The organism is Streptomyces sp. NPDC006235 (assembly GCF_040613735.1).
Lineage (GTDB): Bacteria > Actinomycetota > Actinomycetes > Streptomycetales > Streptomycetaceae > Streptomyces.
On sequence record NZ_JBEXSR010000035.1, the window covers coordinates 50,935 to 68,144 of the forward strand.

At 71.9% G+C, this 17,210-nt stretch carries 13 protein-coding genes and 1 pseudogene; 8 read left to right on the forward strand and 6 right to left on the reverse strand.

The window, feature by feature from the left end; genetic code table 11:
* Nucleotides 1-31 precede the first annotated feature (31 nt).
* Nucleotides 32-679, forward strand: a complete 648-nt coding sequence (gene leuE, locus ABZ192_RS31590; RefSeq protein WP_356927895.1) for a leucine efflux protein LeuE — start codon at nucleotides 32-34, stop codon at nucleotides 677-679.
* On the opposite strand, the gene ABZ192_RS31595 is transcribed toward leuE, so the two are convergent.
* On the reverse strand, nucleotides 680-2,077 hold the full coding sequence (locus tag ABZ192_RS31595; protein WP_356927896.1) for an FAD-dependent oxidoreductase: 1,398 nt from the start codon (nucleotides 2,075-2,077) through the stop codon (nucleotides 680-682).
* A gap of 74 nt (nucleotides 2,078-2,151) precedes the next feature.
* Between ABZ192_RS31595 and ABZ192_RS31600 the strand changes: the two genes are divergently transcribed.
* Nucleotides 2,152-2,802, forward strand: coding sequence for a TetR/AcrR family transcriptional regulator C-terminal domain-containing protein (locus tag ABZ192_RS31600; RefSeq protein WP_356927897.1), 651 nt, complete (start codon nucleotides 2,152-2,154; stop codon nucleotides 2,800-2,802).
* Between the two features lie 9 nt (nucleotides 2,803-2,811).
* Here the strand turns inward: ABZ192_RS31600 and ABZ192_RS31605 are convergent, their stop codons facing one another.
* From ABZ192_RS31605 to ABZ192_RS31620, 4 genes are all read right to left on the reverse strand, one after another.
* Entirely contained in the window at nucleotides 2,812-3,738 is a 927-nt protein-coding gene (locus ABZ192_RS31605; RefSeq protein WP_356927898.1) for a class I SAM-dependent methyltransferase, read from the reverse strand.
* A gap of 63 nt (nucleotides 3,739-3,801) precedes the next feature.
* The gene (locus ABZ192_RS31610; RefSeq protein ID WP_356927942.1) at nucleotides 3,802-4,908 is read right to left on the reverse strand and encodes an acyltransferase; all 1,107 of its coding nucleotides are present in this window, start codon (nucleotides 4,906-4,908) and stop codon (nucleotides 3,802-3,804) included.
* A gap of 228 nt (nucleotides 4,909-5,136) precedes the next feature.
* Nucleotides 5,137-6,468 (reverse strand): alpha-2,8-polysialyltransferase family protein, encoded by a 1,332-nt coding sequence (locus tag ABZ192_RS31615; protein WP_356927899.1) that lies wholly within the window; start codon nucleotides 6,466-6,468, stop codon nucleotides 5,137-5,139.
* On the reverse strand, nucleotides 6,468-7,454 hold the full coding sequence (locus tag ABZ192_RS31620; RefSeq protein ID WP_356927900.1) for a glycosyltransferase family 2 protein: 987 nt from the start codon (nucleotides 7,452-7,454) through the stop codon (nucleotides 6,468-6,470). The genes ABZ192_RS31615 and ABZ192_RS31620 overlap by 1 nt, the downstream gene beginning before the upstream one ends.
* A 198-nt stretch (nucleotides 7,455-7,652) precedes the next feature.
* Here ABZ192_RS31620 and ABZ192_RS31625 point away from each other — a divergent pair, with 198 nt between their 5' ends.
* From ABZ192_RS31625 to ABZ192_RS31640, 4 genes and pseudogenes are all read left to right on the forward strand, one after another.
* Nucleotides 7,653-9,023: a DUF6716 putative glycosyltransferase gene (locus ABZ192_RS31625; RefSeq protein WP_356927901.1), complete on the forward strand. Its 1,371-nt coding sequence runs from the start codon at nucleotides 7,653-7,655 to the stop codon at nucleotides 9,021-9,023.
* Between the two features lie 35 nt (nucleotides 9,024-9,058).
* The gene (locus ABZ192_RS31630; RefSeq protein WP_356927902.1) at nucleotides 9,059-10,324 is read left to right on the forward strand and encodes an N-acylneuraminate cytidylyltransferase; all 1,266 of its coding nucleotides are present in this window, start codon (nucleotides 9,059-9,061) and stop codon (nucleotides 10,322-10,324) included.
* Nucleotides 10,325-10,337: 13 nt separating this feature from the next.
* Entirely contained in the window at nucleotides 10,338-11,276 is a 939-nt protein-coding gene (locus ABZ192_RS31635) for an N-acetylneuraminate synthase family protein (protein ID WP_356927903.1), read from the forward strand.
* A 48-nt stretch (nucleotides 11,277-11,324) separates the two neighbouring features.
* Nucleotides 11,325-12,374 (forward strand): annotated as a pseudogene (locus ABZ192_RS31640) (hypothetical protein); the annotation flags it as partial.
* A 945-nt stretch (nucleotides 12,375-13,319) separates the two neighbouring features.
* On the opposite strand, the gene ABZ192_RS31645 reads toward ABZ192_RS31640, so the two are convergent.
* Nucleotides 13,320-14,000, reverse strand: a complete 681-nt coding sequence (locus ABZ192_RS31645; RefSeq protein WP_356927904.1) for a class I SAM-dependent methyltransferase — start codon at nucleotides 13,998-14,000, stop codon at nucleotides 13,320-13,322.
* A gap of 299 nt (nucleotides 14,001-14,299) precedes the next feature.
* On the opposite strand from ABZ192_RS31645, the gene ABZ192_RS31650 reads away from it, so the two are divergent.
* Both ABZ192_RS31650 and ABZ192_RS31655 read left to right on the forward strand, forming a co-directional pair.
* Complete coding sequence (locus tag ABZ192_RS31650; protein ID WP_356927943.1) at nucleotides 14,300-15,532, forward strand: M20 family metallopeptidase; 1,233 nt, start codon at nucleotides 14,300-14,302, stop codon at nucleotides 15,530-15,532.
* A gap of 512 nt (nucleotides 15,533-16,044) precedes the next feature.
* Nucleotides 16,045-17,088, forward strand: coding sequence for a BMP family ABC transporter substrate-binding protein (locus ABZ192_RS31655; protein WP_356927905.1), 1,044 nt, complete (start codon nucleotides 16,045-16,047; stop codon nucleotides 17,086-17,088).
* Nucleotides 17,089-17,210 lie beyond the last annotated feature (122 nt).

The window sequence follows — 17,210 nt, forward strand, 5'->3', positions numbered from 1 at the left end:
CTCCTGCCGCGCCCGTGCGACACTCCCTTCCATGTTCGGTGTCATCGATCTGCCCACCTACCTGGCGGGCCTCGTCCTGATCGTTCTGCTGCCCGGTCCCAACTCCCTGTACGTCCTGTCCGTCGCCGCCCGGCGCGGTGTGCGCGCCGGGTACACCGCCGCGGCCGGGGTGTGGTGCGGGGACACCGTGCTGATGACGCTGTCGGCGGCCGGGGTCGCGTCCCTGCTGCAGGCCAACGCCGTGCTGTTCGGGATCGTGAAGTACGCGGGGGCCGGCTATCTGGCGTGGCTGGCCGTGGGCATGCTGCGGGCCGCGTGGGGCATGTGGCGGACGCGTGGGGAGCGGTCCGCCGGGGCGGAGTCCTCCGTGCCCGCCGGGGAGCGGCCCTTCCGCCGTGCCTTCGTGGTCAGTCTGCTGAACCCCAAGGCGATCCTCTTCTTCGTCGCCTTCTTCGTGCAGTTCGTCGACCCCGGGTACGCCTATCCCGCCCTGTCCTTCGTCGTCCTCGGCGCTTTCGCCCAGCTCGCCAGCGTGCTCTACCTCAGCGCGCTGATATTCGGCGGCACCAGGCTGGCCGCCTCCTTCCGCCGCCGGAGGCGTCTGTCGGCGGGGGCGACCTCGGCGGCGGGCGCGCTGTTCCTCGGGTTCGCGGTGAAGCTGTCCCTCGCGAGTACATGATCAGAACCCGGCGCACCCCAGGTACTGCCGCAGTCCGTCGCCCGTTTCGCCCGCCCAGCCCACATAGCCGTCCGGGCGTACCAGGAACAGGCCCTTTCCGTACGTCGTCTGCTGTGCGCCGCTGACCGTGCGCACCTGCTCCGGTAGCGCCGGTGCCGCCGTCCCCACCGCCACCAGCGTCCAGTGCGGTCCCCGGAAGGCGTCGAAGAGCCGTACGCCGTTCAGCGTGCCGTCGGGTGCGCGGTCGCCGGCCCGGAGGGCGCCCGGGGCCGTGCGGGTCTCCTGGGTGAGGGAGGATTCCCGGTAGCCCAGCCCGAGTTGGCGGGTCGCCTCGCCGCGCCGCACCTCCCCGCGGTGGACGCGCGTCGACAGGCCGAGCATGTCCGCGGCGATCGGGCGCCGTTCCTCCTCGTAGGTGTCGAGGAGTGACGCCGGCGCACCGCCCCTCAGCACCGCGCCCAGCTTCCACCCCAGGTTGTAGGCGTCCTGGACGCTGGTGTTGAGGCCCTGGCCGCCGGCCGGCGAGTGCACGTGGGCCGCGTCGCCGGCGAGGAAGACCCGCCCGGAGCGGAAGCGGTCCGCCAGGGCCGCCCGGGGGCGGAAGTCCGAGGCCCAGCGCACCTCGGTGACGGCCTCGGGCGCGAGGTGCGAGCGGGCGGCGACGACCTTCCGTATGCCCTCCAGGGAGGCGTCCGGGGCCGTCCCGTCCGGGAACTGTGCCATCAGCTGGAAGTCCTCCGTGCCCGGCAGCGGGCAGATCGCGAGGAAGCCGTCGCCGTCCCCGCGCGGCGGGAAGATGTGCCAGTTGTCCCGGTCCAGGCCGCTGATCCGGACGTCCGCCACCAGCGTCGGGTGCGGGTCGACGGTCTCGCCCGTCATGCCGATGCCGAGCAGCCGGCGCACCGTCGAGCGGCCGCCGTCCGCCGCGACGGCGTACCGGGCGGTGACGGGCGCACCGGAGGCGAACTCCGCGCGGATCCCGTCCGCGTCCTGCGTCAGGCCGACGAGCTCCCGGCCGAAGGCCACGGTCCCGCCCAGCGCCGCCAGCCGTGCCCCGAGGATCTCCTGCGTGCGCCACTGCGGCACCATCCACGGCCCGTTGTACGGCGAGTCCTCGGTCTCCTCGGCCGGGTCGAACATCCGGTGCTCGCCGGCCCGCCTGCCGTTCTGCCAGATCATCCCCACCGGGTAGGGGCCGCCCGCCGAGCGGATCGCGTCGAGCACGCCCAGGTCGTCGAAGACCTCCATCGTGCGCGGCTGGATGCCCTTGCCGCGCGAACCGGGGAACAGCCCCTCCGCCCGCTCGGCCACCAGCGCGGCGACGCCCCGCCGGGCGAGGTCGACGCCGAGCGCCAGACCGGTCGGACCCGCGCCCACCACCAGTACGTCCGTGTCCATGAGCCACCGTCTCCTTAACGCTGTTAAGTTCTGTCGATTCCGAGCGTGGCCTTAACGGTGTTAAGTTGTCAAGCGTGAGTACGGAACGACGCGCGCCCCTGGACCGCCGACGGGTCGCGGACACCGCGCTGCGGCTGCTGAACGAGGTGGGCCTGGACGGCCTGACCCTGCGCGCCATCGCCCGGGAACTGGACGTGAAGGCGCCCGCCCTCTACTGGCACTTCAAGGACAAGCAGGCGCTGCTCGACGAGATGGCGACGGAGATGTACCGCCGGATGGTCGCCGGGGCCTCGCTCGACCCGGCCGACACCTGGCGGGAACGGCTGCTGAAGGCCAACCGGGGGCTGCGTGCCGCCCTGCTGGACTACCGGGACGGCGCCAAGGTGTTCAGCGGTTCACGCTTCACCGGCATCGAGCACGCCGGGCAGATGGAGGACAACCTGCGCCTGCTGACGGCGGCCGGCTTCACCCTCGCCCAGGCGGTCCGCGCGCTCACCACGACCTATCTGTACACGCTCGGCTTCGTCACTGAGGAACAGGGCGTCCAGCCGCTGCCGGGCGAGCGGCGCGAGGGCTACGACCTGCACGAACGCGCCCGCCTGATGGCCGACTTTCCCTTGTCGGCCCAGGCGGGCGCGGAGATCTTCGAGGACTTCGACGGGCACTTCGAGGAGGGACTCGCCCTCGTGATCGACGGGATCGGGGCGCGATACGGGGTCTCATGACACCCCGCGTCAGGACCGCTGCGCGCGTGCCCGCCGTACGGCCCGGGTGACCACGGGAGGCAGCAGGTCCTTGGCGAGCCGGCGGGCCCGGGACGGGGCGGGCCGGGCCGGGCGTGCCGCGCGGGACTCGGCGACGGGCGCGGCCGGGGCACTGGCCGGCGCCGGTACCGGTGCCACGTAGTGCCGGGAGGGCGGGAAGGCCGGCGGTTTCATGCCCCTGGACCGGGCGCGGATCAGCCGGTGCCCGGCCGCCTCCTGCACGCTCAGCCCGACGTCCGTGCGCTGCCGCAGCATGTCGAGCAGCTCCTCCTGGACCGGCTCCGGGTCGCCCCAGGTGCCGTACAGCTTCTGCGTGCTGAGGCAGACCGGGCGCAGGCCGCGGTTGAGGACGGCCTCCCAGGCGGCGACCGAGACACCCGGCGTGTGCTCGGAACGGAAGTCGTCGAGGACGACGATGCCCTCGGGCTTCAGGATGTCGTGGGCGGCGCCGATGTCGCCGTACACGTGCTCGTACAGGTGCGAGGCGTCGACGTGGACGAAGCGGCAGGTGTCCGGGGCCACCTTCTCGGACACCACCGAGCTGGGGGCCGCGATCACCGTCGGCAGCGTGTCGTGGAAGGACAGGTAGTTCCGCTCGAAGGCCTGCTGGGTGAGCGAGGCGTACGACTTCGTGGACTCCGCCTTGTTGGCCTCGTCCGGGGCGTCGCCCTCGAACAGGTCGCAGACGGTGAACTGCTCGCCGTCCTGGAGGTGGTGGCCGAGGAGGATCGCGCTCTTGCCCATGTAGACGCCGAGCTCCAGCAGGTCTCCGCTCATGCCCTGCTTCTGCTGCCGCTTTAGGAACCAGGTGAACAGCATCTGGTCCAGCGGAGGGAACCAGCCCGGGACGTCGGCGAGTTCGCCGGGGTACGTGTCGGTCGCTTGTGCGTTGGTCATGAGACGAGCCTTCTCCCTGAGCGGTGCTGAAACCGACGGCTGGTTGAACGTCCCGTGAACAGCTCAGCGGGCCTTGGCCAGCAGTGCCCGCAGCCGTGGCGTCAGCGGCTTCTCCACATAGTGGTTCAGCAACCACGCCAGCCCCAGCATTGAGCCCATGGTCGAAGCGAATGTCGCCGCGGACGGCAGACCCAGGCCGCGGTGCAGGGCGTGGATCACCACCCAGCCGAGGTGCTCGTGGACGAGATAGAACGGGTACGTCAGCGCCCCCGCCACCGTCAGCCAGCGCCAGTTCGCCCAGCGCAGCCAGCCCAGCGCGATCGCCGCGACCGCGACGAAACCGAAGGTGACGACGAGCATGATGCCCAAGGAGGAGCGGTACGAGAAGCCGCCCGCGTCGGGCGCGTGCCACAGGCTCTGCACCGCGAAGTGCTGACCGATCAGCCAGCTCACCGCGACGATGCCCCACCCGTAGGCGTCCCGCCGGTCCAGGTGGACGAGGTAGAGGCCGACACCGCCGATGAAGAACGGGGCGTACTCCGGCATCACGACGATGTCGAGCAGCGGCATGTTCGCGTTCTGCGCGATCACCGTCGCCAGCATCCAGCCGGCGCAGAACATGATCACCCGGCGGCGGTTCGCCCCGGGGAGCACGACGCACAGCGCGAACAGCGCGTAGAAGCGGACCTCCGCCCACAGCGTCCAGCACACCCCGAGCACCCGGTCCACGCCCAGCGGCATCTGCAGCATGGTCAGGTTCACCAGCGCGTCGCTCGGCGAGACCGCCTTGTACGCCACCACGGGCAGCGCGAACACCGCCGTCACGAGCACGACCGCCACCCAGTAGGCGGGCAGCAGCCGGGAGGCGCGGGAGGCGAAGAACGACTTCAGCGGCCTGCCCCAGCCGCTCATGCAGATCACGAACCCGCTGATCACGAAGAAGACCTGGACGCCGAGGCAGCCGTAGGCGAAGTACTCGTGCAGCGTGGGGAACTGCTCCTTGGGCGAGCTGCCCCAGGCCTCGGAGACCTCACCGTCGCGTCCGCCGTAGTGGTACGCCGCCACCATCAGCGCGGCCACCAGCCGCAGCCCGTCCAGGGCCCGCAGCCGGCCGCCGGAGTCCTTCCGGCGCGGTGGGACGGTCGTGGCGCCCGGTGGTTCGACCAGCACGGTGACTTCGGGCCGGGGCTTGGGGGTGCTGACGACCGTCTCGGTCACGCTGAAAACCTCTGTAGTAGCTCGTATGTCCTTCACCTGAGCCGCCAGGGGCGGGCAGGGCGCCGATGTCACCCTAGGGCGGAGGTTGACGCTAAAACGTTCGACGGAGTCAGCCTTCGTCCGCCGGTCCCCATGGGTTCATCTGGATGTCGCCGAGCCCGGCCACAGGACGGGACCGCCTCAGCGGCGCACCGCCTTGCGCAGCGCCCGCGCCCGCCGGACCACCCGGCGTGCCGTGGAATTGCGGGGCAGGAACGCCAGCCGCTGCGGAATACCGCCGGGCAGCCCGAGCGAGGTGAGACGGCGCTTCTTGAAGTAGCGCCGGGTGCGCGGACCGAGATGCCGGGACAGGAACGCCTCCGCCCGCGGGCGCAGGTCCGGATAGATCTGCGGCTGCATGGTGAACCCGACCGCGGTCACCAGGTCCGACAGCAGCTCGGCCCGCAGCAGGTCGCCGTCCTCGCCGCCGTCCAGGTCGGGCAGCAGAGCGTCCGCCAGGGTGGTGGGGATCCGGTTGCTGTTCTGGTACGGCGTCAGCCGCTCCAGCAGCAGCTCGGTGCCGATGCGCGCGACCGGCAGCTCGTAGAGCACCGAGGCCGTGAACAGCGCCGTGGAGAAGCAGCCGATGACGAGCGCGGGCCGGGCCCGCTCGAACAGCACCTCGGCGAGCACGGGCGTGTCCAGCACGGTGAGGTCCACGCCGAGCTTCTCGGCCTCGGTCTCCAGGGCACGGCTGTAGCGGGCCGGTGCGGTCGGGTGCGGCTTGAAGACCACCGTGCGGTGGCCGCGGGCGACCGCACCCCGCATCATCCGCACGTGCAGGCCCTCTTCCTCCTCCGGGGAGAGGATGTTCAGCGCCGACAGGTACTGGCCGAGGAGCAGCGCCGCGTCGCCCGGCAGGTCGGGCAGCTCGGGCACGGTCTCGGTGACCTCGCCCAGCACCTTCAGGAACGCGGGCGTCGGCACCAGCCGCGCCGGCACCTCGAACTCGGTCAGCAGCATCGGCGTGAGCCCCGGCACCAGGTCCAGGTGCAGCAGCCGCCGCACGCGCGTGCCGACCAACGGGTCGAGCTTGTTGCGCGTGGGGCCGTAGCTCATCAGCCCGTCGGCGTAGACGTCGACGGGGGCGTCGGTGAACAGCTGCGCCACCGTGAGCGCGGGCGCGACCTGGATGGACTCCAGCACCAGGCTCACCCGGTCGTCGCCGAGGCCCCACAGCATCCGCAGATAGCGCTCGAACAGCGGGATGTCGTCGGAGCGCGGCGTCCACGCCCCGGGGTGGAACGGGCGGATGGCGTCGTTCCAGGACAGCACGTCGTCGAAGTGCTCGCGCAGCGGCGCGAAGCCCGGCATCTCGTCGAGGGCCGGCGTCGTCTCCGGGGTCGCGGAGTTGTTGAACACCAGCAGCACCCGGCGGTCCGGCTCCTCGAAGAGGTCGGCGTCGATCGCGGCGGCCAGGGTGGCGACGCCGTACAGCGTCGAGGCGCAGAAGATCTGTGTGGTCCCGGGCATCAGGCGGCCGCTCCCGCCGGCGTGACCCTGCGCCGCAGCCGCCGCAGCTTGGACGAGCGGTCCATGTCCATGGCCTCCAGTGCGTCACCGAGCGCGTCCTGCGGCATGCGCTTGATGGCCGCCGCGCTCATCGACCGCAGCTGCCTCGCCACGGCCGGTTCGAACCTGTCTTCGTTGGAAAGGTGGTGCGCGATGATCGCGCAGTACGTCCGTACCGCCTTCGGCAGCAGCCGGTCGGCCTCGCGGTCGGCGGCCGTCTCCTCGATCACCTGGTCGAAGGCGCGGATGAAGTCGAGCTGGCGGACATCGCCGATCTGGGTCAGGGAGGAGGCCACCCCGCGCCGGTAGAACACGCCCAGCAGGCTCACCACGGCGAACGACTCCGCCTCGCGGTGCAGCTTCCAGATCCACGGCCGGTCCTCGGCCGTGCGCAGCCCGTCGGTGAAGTGGAGCACGCCCCTGTCGAGGAGGCGGCGGTGGTAGGCGCCGGCCCAGGCGTAGGCGTAGTCCACCGAGGTCGAGCGGTGGGAGGGGAGGATCGCCTCCCGCGGGTCGAACGCCTCCCAGCGCCGGCCGACCGGGACCCGGGAGACGGAACGGGCGCGCGCGGTGGCCTGCACATGGTCGGTGCGGATGAAGTCGCAGCCCAACTCGTCCAGGGCGGACACCAGTTCGGCGAGATAGCCGGGGGCCAGCCAGTCGTCGCCGTCCAGGAACGTCAGGTACTCGCCCTGAGCCGCGTCCAGGCCGGTGTTGCGGGCGGTGGCGAGCCCCCCGTTCTCCTCGTGTCGGATGTAACGCACTTGCGCGACATCCGAAAGGTCCTCGGCCGCCCGTTCGAGAATGGCCGGCGTTTCATCCTTCGAATGGTCGTCGACCAGGATGAACTCGAAATCGCGGTCGGCGTTCAACCGAAGGCTTCTGAGGGTGTCCGGGGCGTATTGCTGCACGTTGTAGAACGGCACGATCACGGAAAGCTTAGGCACCCGCAAAACGTTAGGAGCCCGTCCGGCTCCGCAACTTTCCGGTGCACATACACTGGGTGAACTCAATGTGTCAGAACGGTGCACCCCGTGTACTTCCCCGTTCGCCATGGGCCAGTTCGGCTTCCGGTGGTGCGTTGTTAACTTTTCGTTGAGTCGTGGTTCCGCCATACCTAGGAATTGCTTCCTAGCGTCTTCGACGTGCCAGCAAGTACACCGAACCGCCCGCGAATCGCCGTCCTCGCGGACTCCGACACCCGATGGAAATGGGGTGCGCTCACCGCGCACCGCATCGCCCCGGGGCAGTCCATGGAAACCGCACCGCGCGAGGCCGCGCAAGTAGGCCCCGCCCTCGACGGATTCCTGCTGCGCGGCCGGGCCACGCCCACACCGCGCCAGCTGGAGGAAGTGGGCGTGCGCGCCGACTCGCTGCGGGAGGTCACCGCCGTCGAGTTCCTGCGCACCATGGCCGAGGAGTCCTACGACGTCCTCGTCCTCGCCCTCGTCGGCGGCGGTGTGCAGGCGATGCTGCACGGCCTGGCGCGCGTCTGGCAGAACCGGACCTCGCGGCCCGTCGTCGTCACCGGCTACGTCGGTGTCGTCTACGAGAAGCTCGCCGACGGCCTGCTGCTGCGGCACGGCGCCGACCTGGTCCTCGCCAACTCCCGCCAGGACGCGGACCGTTTCCGGGCCGTCTACGAAGGGGTGGGCGCCGACGCCTCGTCGGTGACCGAGGTGGCCCTGCCGTTCCTCGGCGGCGCGCCGTACGAAGGTGAGCGCGACCCTTCTGCGAAGCAAGGGCGCAGGCCCTACACGGTCGTCTTCGCCGCCCAGCCCTCGGTCCCCGAGAGCCGCAAGGACCGTACGTACCTGCTGAACCGGCTGGTGCAGCACGCCCGCAGGCACCCTGAGCGCGAGGTGCTGCTGAAGCTGCGCTCCAGGCCGGGCGAACACACCACCCACATCGAGGAGTTGCCGTACCAGAAGCTGGCGCAGCGCCTCGATCCGCCGGCCAACTTCCGCCTGGTCTACGGCAACATGGGCGAGGTCCTCGACCGCACCGACCTGCTCGTGACGGTCAGCTCCACGGCCGCCCTGGAGTCGCTGCACCGCCGCATCCCCACCGTCGTGCTGACCGACCTGGGCGTCCGTGAGGCCCTCGGCAACCACCACTTCGTCGGCTCCGGCTGCCTCGCCTCCTGGGACCAGCTCGACGCCGGGCACCGGCCGGCGCCCGACGAGGAGTGGGTCGCCCGGCAGGGCGTCGTGGCCGACGGCTCCTATGAATCCGCCTTCGACGCGGCCCGCGAACGCATCGCCAAGCTGCTCGACCGGCCCGGCGGCCTGCCGCCGCTGACCCCGTACTACACACCCGTCACCGCGCCCGGCTATCTGCCCGGGATCCTCGCCCGCCACCACCTCGGCCCGGACGGCACCCCGCTGCCCGGCGCACCGGCCGCCGACCGGGAGCCCGGACCGGTCCGGCAGATCGTGCGCCGGGCGGCGCGCGGCGCCTACCGGCACGGCGTGCAGCGCGTGGCGCCCGTCATCCGGCGGATGGGGGAGCTGTGAGCCGCGCCGAGACCCCTGCTCAAGGAGTAGTCCCCATGTCCCACCCGGAAGCGGGCCGAGGCGCCTCGGTGCGCCGCGTGCTCGCGGTGATCCCCGCGCGCGGCGGCTCCAAGGGCGTCCCCGCGAAGAACCTCCTCCCCGTCGGCGGTGTCCCGCTGGTGGCGCGGGCGGTGCGCGAGTGCCGCGCCGCCCGGCTCGTCACGGACGTCGTGGTCTCCACCGACGACCAGGCCATCGCGGCCGCCGCCCGCCAGGCCGGCGCCGAGGTCGTGCTGCGGCCCGCCGCCATCGCCGGCGACACGGCCACCTCCGAGGCCGCCGTCCTGCACGCCGTGGACGCGCACGAGGCCCTGCACGGCGCGGTCGTGGACGTCGTGCTGCTGGTGCAGTGCACCAGCCCGTTCATCACCCGCGAGGACGTGGACGGAGTCGCCGCCGCCATCGTCGAGAACGGCGCCGACACGGCCCTCACCGTGGCCCCGTTCCACGGCTTCGTCTGGCGCGACGCCGAGGACGAGGTCGCCGCCGGCACCGTCGCGGAGGCCGACGCGGCCACCGGCGGCGGCTACGGCGTCAACCACGACAAGTCCTTCCGCCCCCGCCGCCAGGACCGCCCCCAGGACCTGCTGGAGACCGGCGCCGCCTACGCCATGGAGGCGGCCGGCTTCCGCAAGCACCAGCACCGCTTCTTCGGCCGGACCGAACTGGTCCGCACCGACGCCGCACGCGTGCTGGAGATCGACGACCCGCACGACCTCGCCCGCGCCCGGGCCCTCGCGCCGCTCTTCGACGCGGACCGCCCCGGCGCGCTCCCGACCGCCGACGACATCGACGCGGTCGTCCTCGACTTCGACGGCACCCAGACCGACGACCGGGTGCTGGTCGACTCCGACGGACGGGAGTTCGTCTCCGTGCACCGCGGGGACGGACTCGGCATCGCCGCCCTGCGCAGGAGCGGCCTGAAGATGCTGATCCTGTCCACGGAACAGAACCCTGTGGTCGCCGCCCGGGCCCGGAAGCTCAAGCTCCCGGTGCTGCACGGCATCGACCGCAAGGACCTCGCGCTGAAGCAGTGGTGCGAGGAGCAGGGCATCGCGCCGGAGCGCGTGCTCTACGTCGGCAACGACGTCAATGACCTCCCGTGCTTCGCCCTCGTGGGCTGGCCCGTGGCGGTCGCGAGCGCCCACGACGTCGTGCGCGGCGCCGCACGCGCGGTCACCACCGTCCCCGGTGGCGACGGCGCGATCCGAGAGATCGCCAGCTGGATCCTCGGCCCCTCTCTCGATTCCCTCACCAAGTAAGGACATCTCTGCCATGAGCACCAACTCCCGTATCCGCCGGTTCGGCACGCGCGAGGTCGGCCCGGGCCGTCCGGTCTACGTCTGCGGTGAGATCGGCATCAACCACAACGGCGAGCTCGAGAACGCCTTCAAGCTGATCGACGCCGCCGCCGAGGCCGGCTGCGACGCCGTCAAGTTCCAGAAGCGCACCCCCGAGATCTGCACGCCGCGCGACCAGTGGGACATCGAGCGCGACACGCCCTGGGGCCGGATGACCTACATCGACTACCGCCACCGCGTGGAGTTCGGCGAGGACGAGTACCGCGCGATCGACGAGTACTGCAAGTCGAAGAACATCGACTGGTTCGCCTCCCCGTGGGACACCGAGGCCGTCGCCTTCCTGGAGAAGTTCGACGTCCCCGCCCACAAGGTGGCCTCCGCCTCCCTCACCGACGACGAGCTGCTGCGCGCCCTGCGCGCCACGGGCCGCGCGGTGATCCTCTCCACCGGCATGTCGACCCCGAAGCAGATCCGCCACGCGGTGGAGGTCCTCGGCTCCGACAACATCCTGATGTGCCACGCCACGTCGACCTACCCGGCGAAGGCCGAGGAGCTCAACCTCCGTGTGATCAACACGCTGGAGAAGGAGTTCCCGAACGTCCCGATCGGCTACTCCGGCCACGAGACCGGCCTGCAGACCACGCTGGCCGCGGTCGCCCTGGGCGCCACCTTCGTCGAGCGTCACATCACCCTCGACCGCGCGATGTGGGGCTCGGACCAGGCCGCCTCCGTCGAGCCGCAGGGCCTGACCCGCCTCGTCCGCGACATCCGCACGATCGAGGCCTCCCTGGGCGACGGCGTGAAGAAGGTCTACGAGTCCGAGCTGGCCCCGATGAAGAAGCTGCGCCGCGTCGCCGGTGTGGTCGCCGAGGCGGAGATCGCCGACGCGGCGGGCGAGCCGGTCGGCGTCTGAGCGCACCACCCCCCACAACCCCCCTTACGACGGGACGGTCGTACGTCGATGAGCCCCCGCGCCGGGAACGCCGGCCCCCACACTCTCGCGTTCGTCGAGAGTCCGGTACAGCTGCTGAACGTGCTGGAGTGGGCGCACGCGCATGCGCCCGGCGTGGGGCTCACCCTCGTGGTGCTGTCACCCGTCGACCCGATGACGCGCGGCCAGCTGCGGCGGATGTCCGACCTGGCCCGCGTCGAGGGGCACGAGGTCCGCTGGGAGGAAGCGCGCGGCGGGCCCCTGGCGCCCTTCCAGACCATCGGCGGCCTGGCCGGCCTGCTCCGCAGGGCGCGCCGGATCGTGCTGGGGGACCCCTTCTCCCGCTACGTCCAGCTGCTGCTGACGATCACCCGGGCCCGTGACCTGGTCGTCGTCGACGACGGCACGGCGACCATGGAGTTCGTCGGCCAGCTGGCCCGGGGCGAACGGCTGGTGCGCTGGCACCGCAAGGGCGGCCGCCCCGGCCCACGCGACCTGATCTTCGCGCCGGTGTCCTCCTCGGCCCGCCGCCGCCTGACCCCGGGGGACGGGCGCCGGGTCGAGATCTTCTCCTCCATGCCGATGGAGCAGACCCCGGCGGGCGTCACCGTCAGCGCGAACGACTTCGCCTGGACCCGCGCCCGCTTCGGCCCGCCCCGCATCACCAAGGGCGCCGACATGGTGGGCACGTCCCTGGTGGAGACCGGTGTCGTGGACGACGGCCGCTACCTGGAGGCCGTCCGCGCCCTGGCCGAAGCCCACGGCGCCACCCGCTACTTCGCCCACCGCCGCGAGAGCACGGACAAGCTCCACCGCCTCGCGGTCGAAACGGGCCTGGAGATCGTCCGCCCCGAACTCCCCCTCGAACTGATCGCCCGCCGCGGCCCCATCGGCCGCACTATCCTCAGCTTCCCCTCCACGGTCGTCCACACCCTCCCGCTCGCCCTCTCCGGCACGGAGGTCCGCGTCGCGGTCTGCGACATCGACCCCTCCTGGCTGACCGACCATGCCTCCCCGCGCGCCCAGGGCTTCCTGTCGGGGGTGACGGGGGCGGCCCGGGACGTGCATCGCGTGTCCGCACCGGGGGAGGGGCCGGGGGTGGAGGGCCAGAAGGGCCAGGAGGGTCCGGAGAGTACGGCCGGTCCGGGGGGACCGAGGGGCTCGGCAGCCGGGAGTCCCGCCGGTCCAGCGGGTACGGCGGGTACGGCAAGCCAGGGGAGTGTCACGGGCTCGGCGGGCTCGGCCGGGACGGTGGGCTCGGCGGGCATGATCGGCTCGGCCCGGGCGATGGGCTCGGGAGGTATCCCCGGCCCGGCCGGGGCGGCGGGCGCGGTGACTGCCGGCTGACGTGCCGGAGGTGCCCGGGGGCCGGCGGGTTCGAGCGGGTCAGCGGACTGTAGGACGGTTCGGCGGCCTCGGCGGCCTCGACAGTTCGCGGCGTTGAGGGAGCTGGCCGTTTCGGCCGTTCAGCGGGCTGTCAGACGGCTTGGTGCTCGGCAGCTCGGCGGGCTCGACGGTTCAGGGCGACGACGCGGACGTGGCGGCCATACGCGGCCGTCGCAGCCGGAGCACCCAGGGCAGCCGGGGCAGCCGGGGCAGCCGGAGCACCCAGGGCGTCCGGGCAGCCGGGGCCTCCGGGTCCGCCGGGGCTTCCGGGGCCCGGGTCTCCTGGCCTCCGGGGTGTCCGGAGCTTCCGGGGCGGCCGGGCTTCCGGGGCTTGCGGGGCCACCGGGCCACCGGGCCGCCGGGCCTCCGGGTCTCTGGGGCGTCCGGAGCTTCCGGGGCGGCCGGAGCACCCAGAGCGTCCGGAGCCTCCGGGGCTGCCGGGGCATCAGGGCGGCGGGGTCGCCAGAGCCCCGGGCGCCGGGGCCGCCGGGCCCGGACTGCCCTGACGGCCTGAAGCCCCGCCACCTCTTGGCCCGGAGGCCCGGCGGCCCCGGCGCCCCGGCGGCCCCGGCGCCCCGGCGGCCCCGGCGCCCCGGCGGCCCCGGCAGCCCCGGCGGACCCGGAGGCCCCGGCCAGGACTCACGCTCCGGCAGGGGCCGGCTTGCGGGCCAGCAGGAACGCCCGGGGACGCTGTTCCTCGCCCTCGGCCTCCCGCAGCACACGGGCGTAGATCTCCAGGCCCGACTCCGCGAGCCGCGCCGCGACGGTCTCCGGCGTGCGCCAGAAGTAGTCGAGCGAGATCTCCTGCCCGAAGCGCTCGGTGAGGTGCGCGCGGCCGTCCTCGGCACCGGACTGGAAGCCGAGCAGCACGGGCGCGCCCGGCACCAGGACGCGGTGGAACCCGGCGAAGACCGAGGGCAGATGCTCGTCCGGCACATGGATGATCGAGTACAGCGCGACGATGCCGCCGAGTGTCTCGTCCGGCAGGTCGAGGGCCGTCATGGAACCGACGTGGAACCGCAGCCCAGGGTGCGCCCGGCGGGCCAGGGCCACCATGCGCGGTGAGACGTCCACCCCGAACACCGGCAGGCCCATGCCGTGCAGCCGGGCCGCCACGTACCCGGGCCCGCTGCCGATGTCGGCGACCGGCGGCCGCACCGGCGCCCCGGGGGCACGCACCAGGTCGACGAAGGCCGTGAGGAGGGCCCGCTCCAGCGGCCTCCCGGCGAGACTGTCCGGGAACCCGGCGGCGTAGTCCTCGGCGATGGCGTCGTAGGAGGCCTGGGTGGACTGGACGAACTCGGGGCTGTCGGCGCGCACGGGGCGCACACTATCGGGGCCGGGCGTCCGCCAGACGAACAAGGCCGTGTTCCCCGCGCAGGGCGTGGTATCCGTGGAGGAGGATGGATGGATAACGGCGCCACGGCGCAAGTGTGGCTGAAGTCACACCTGTGGGTCGTGGTGGCCGGCTCGGCCCTGAAGACGGGCGAGTTTACCCATCTCGCTTGATAGCTATACGTTCGGCGGTCATATTTTCTGCCCCTAACGGGTTGAAGTTTTGTTGATCGAGGGTCAGCCGACCGCCCTGGCGCCCTACCCTTCAGAGGGTGAAGCAATTGATGTCACTGGAGTCCGAGGTCGATCTTCCCGGGGGAGCCGTACATCCCGGTGCGCTGCCCGACGCTCTGCGCGCCGAGCTCATCGCGTTCCGACGCGACCTGCACATGCACCCGGAGCTGGGCAACCAGGAGTTCCGCACGACAGCCGCGATCAAGGAGCGGCTGGAGAGGGCCGGCCTCAAGCCGCGCGTCCTCGCCGTCGGGACCGGACTCGTCTGCGACATCGGCGTGGAGGGCGAGCAGTGGGACGGGGGCCCCAGCATGCTCGCCATGCGGGCCGACATCGACGGTCTGCCCATCCCCGACATGAAGAGCGACTGCCCGTACCGCTCGACGGTGCCCGACCGCGCGCACGCCTGCGGCCACGACGTGCACACCACGGTCGTCCTCGGCGCGGGCCTCGTCCTCGCGGAGCTGCACAAGCAGGGCCTGCTGCCCCGTCCCGTCCGGCTGATCTTCCAGCCCGCCGAGGAGGTTCTGCCCGGCGGCGCCGCCGACGTCATCAAGTGCGGGGCGCTGGAAGGGGTCGGCGCGATCATCGCCGTGCACTGCGACCCCCGGGTGGACGCGGGGCAGGTCGGACTCCGGGAGGGGCCCATCACCTCGGCCTGCGACCGGCTGGAGATCGCCCTGAACGGCCCGGGCGGGCACACCGCACGCCCCCACCTCACGACCGACCTGGTCACCGCCGCCGCCCGCGTCGTCACCGACGTACCCGCCCTGGTCGGCCGGCGCTTCGACAGCCGGAGCGGGCTCGCCATCACCTGGGGCCGCGTCGAGTCCGGGCACGCGCCCAACGTCATCCCGCAGCACGCCGAGCTCTCCGGCACCGTGCGGTGCCTCGACATCGAGGCCTGGCGGCAGGCCCCCGACGTCGTGGTCGCCGCGATCGACGAGATCGCCAACCTGTACCGCGCCAAGTCGGAGATCAACTACGTCCGCGGCGTCCCGCCCGTCGTCAACGAGCCCGGCGTGACGGAACTGCTGCGCGACGCCATGATCGCCCGACGCGGCGTCGACTCGGTCGTCGGCACGGAGCAGAGCCTCGGCGGCGAGGACTTCTCCTGGTACCTGGAACACGTCCCCGGCGCCATGGCCCGCCTGGGCGTACGCACCCCCGGCGAACGCCAGGTGCGCGACCTCCACCAGGGCGACTTCGACGTGGACGAGTCCGCGATCACGGTAGGCGTAGAACTCTTCACAGCAGCGGCCCTCGTCAACGGCCTCCGCTAGAACCCCCCCTTCTCGGGGACACGGCGAACGGCGCGACGAGCCACAACGGCGCCGCACGCGGAAGCGGGGTTGGGGACACGGCGAACGGCGCGACGAGCCACAACGGCGCCGCACGCGGAAGCGGGGTTGGGGGCGCGGGGAACTGCGCGACCAACCACGACGGCGCCGCACTCGGACGCGGGCCCCGGTGACGACCACCCCCGGGCCCCGTCCACCCCGGCCCCGTCCACCCCGGGCCCGTCCCGCCCGGGCCCGTCCCGCCCGGGCCGCGTCTCCGGTTGCGAGCGGCGCAGCCCCACGGCAGCGTGGTGCGCGTGACCAGCAGGCATGCGCCGTGTGCCCGAGTACACCTTTCGACCCCGTTCGATCCCGTGGTTCACAAGGGCGTAACCGGCCATCGGCACGAATGGATAACGGCCCCGCGGCGAACCGTTCCCAGGAGTGTCTACGCGCGTTAATGTGCGCCGAACCGAGCACCCGCTGCGGGGCTTTGGAGAATGGGGAACTTCAAGATGCGTCGGATTTCCAAACTGACCCGCGTCGCGGTGGGGGTCGCGTCGCTCGGGCTCGTCGCCACGGCGTGTGGCGGCACCAGTGGTGACAGTGGTGACAGTGACAGCAAGGACCGTGGCATCGCCATCGCCTACGACATCGGCGGCAAGGGTGACCAGTCCTTCAACGACGCCGCCTACGCGGGCCTGACGAAGGCCAAGGACGAGTTCGGCTACCAGACGGCCGACATCGAGCCCACCGAGGGCGAGACGAGCGCCGACAAGGAGCAGCGTCTGGTCTCGCTGGCCAGGCAGGGCTACAACCCGGTCATCGGCGTCGGGTTCGTCTACGGCCCGGCGATGAAGGCCGCGGCCGCCAAGTACCCGGACACCACCTTCGGCATCGTGGACGCCGTGGTCGAGGGCAAGAACGTCGCCTCACTCGTCTTCGCCGAGGAGCAGGCCTCGTACCTCGCCGGTGTCGCCGCCGCCAAGGCGACCAAGTCGAACACGGTCGGTTTTGTGGGCGGTGTGGACATCCCGCTGATCCACAAGTTCGAGGCCGGCTACAAGCAGGGTGTCGAGGACACCAAGCCCGGGGTGAAGGTCCTGTCGCAGTACCTCACCCAGACGGCCGAGGAGGGCGGCTTCTCCAGCCCCGACAAGGGCAAGGCCGCCGCCGAGGGCCAGATCGAGAAGAAGGCCGACGTGCTCTACGCGGCCGCCGGCCTGTCCGGCCAGGGCGTGATCGAGGCCGCCGCCAAGGCGAAGGTCTGGGCGATCGGCGTCGACTCCGACCAGTACAAGCAGGCCGCCCTCGCCCCGTACAAGAACTACATCCTCACCTCCGCCCTCAAGGACGTCGGCGGAGCGGTCTACGCACTGGCCAAGTCCGTCAAGGACGGCAAGCCCCTGGCCGGCACTCAGACCTTCGACCTGAAGGTCAACGGTGTGGGCCTGTCCGAGGCGAACCCCGAGTACGCCAAGATCCCGGGTCTCAAGGCGGCCGTGGACAAGGCCAAGGAAGGCATCATCGACGGTTCCATCAAGGTCAAGACCGAGTAGGACGTCAACGGTCTGCGACAGCCGGAGCGGGCGGGCACCCTGCCGGAGTCGCCTGCTGGTCTTATGCACTGCTTAGTCCGGAAGTATCACGACAAGCGGGGCGGGGCGTGAGGGGCACCGCC

What these genes read in the sequence shown, in the direction of transcription:
- leuE (WP_356927895.1), top strand. Translation starts at nt 32, where the DNA reads ATGTTCGGTGTCATCGATCTGCCCACCTACCTGGCGGGCCTCGTCCTG.
- ABZ192_RS31595 (WP_356927896.1), bottom strand. Translation starts at nt 2,077, where the DNA reads ATGGACACGGACGTACTGGTGGTGGGCGCGGGTCCGACCGGTCTGGCG.
- ABZ192_RS31605 (WP_356927898.1), bottom strand. Translation starts at nt 3,738, where the DNA reads ATGACCAACGCACAAGCGACCGACACGTACCCCGGCGAACTCGCCGAC.
- ABZ192_RS31615 (WP_356927899.1), bottom strand. Translation starts at nt 6,468, where the DNA reads ATGCCCGGGACCACACAGATCTTCTGCGCCTCGACGCTGTACGGCGTC.
- ABZ192_RS31630 (WP_356927902.1), top strand. Translation starts at nt 9,059, where the DNA reads ATGTCCCACCCGGAAGCGGGCCGAGGCGCCTCGGTGCGCCGCGTGCTC.
- ABZ192_RS31635 (WP_356927903.1), top strand. Translation starts at nt 10,338, where the DNA reads ATGAGCACCAACTCCCGTATCCGCCGGTTCGGCACGCGCGAGGTCGGC.
- ABZ192_RS31650 (WP_356927943.1), top strand. Translation starts at nt 14,300, where the DNA reads ATGTCACTGGAGTCCGAGGTCGATCTTCCCGGGGGAGCCGTACATCCC.
- ABZ192_RS31655 (WP_356927905.1), top strand. Translation starts at nt 16,045, where the DNA reads ATGCGTCGGATTTCCAAACTGACCCGCGTCGCGGTGGGGGTCGCGTCG.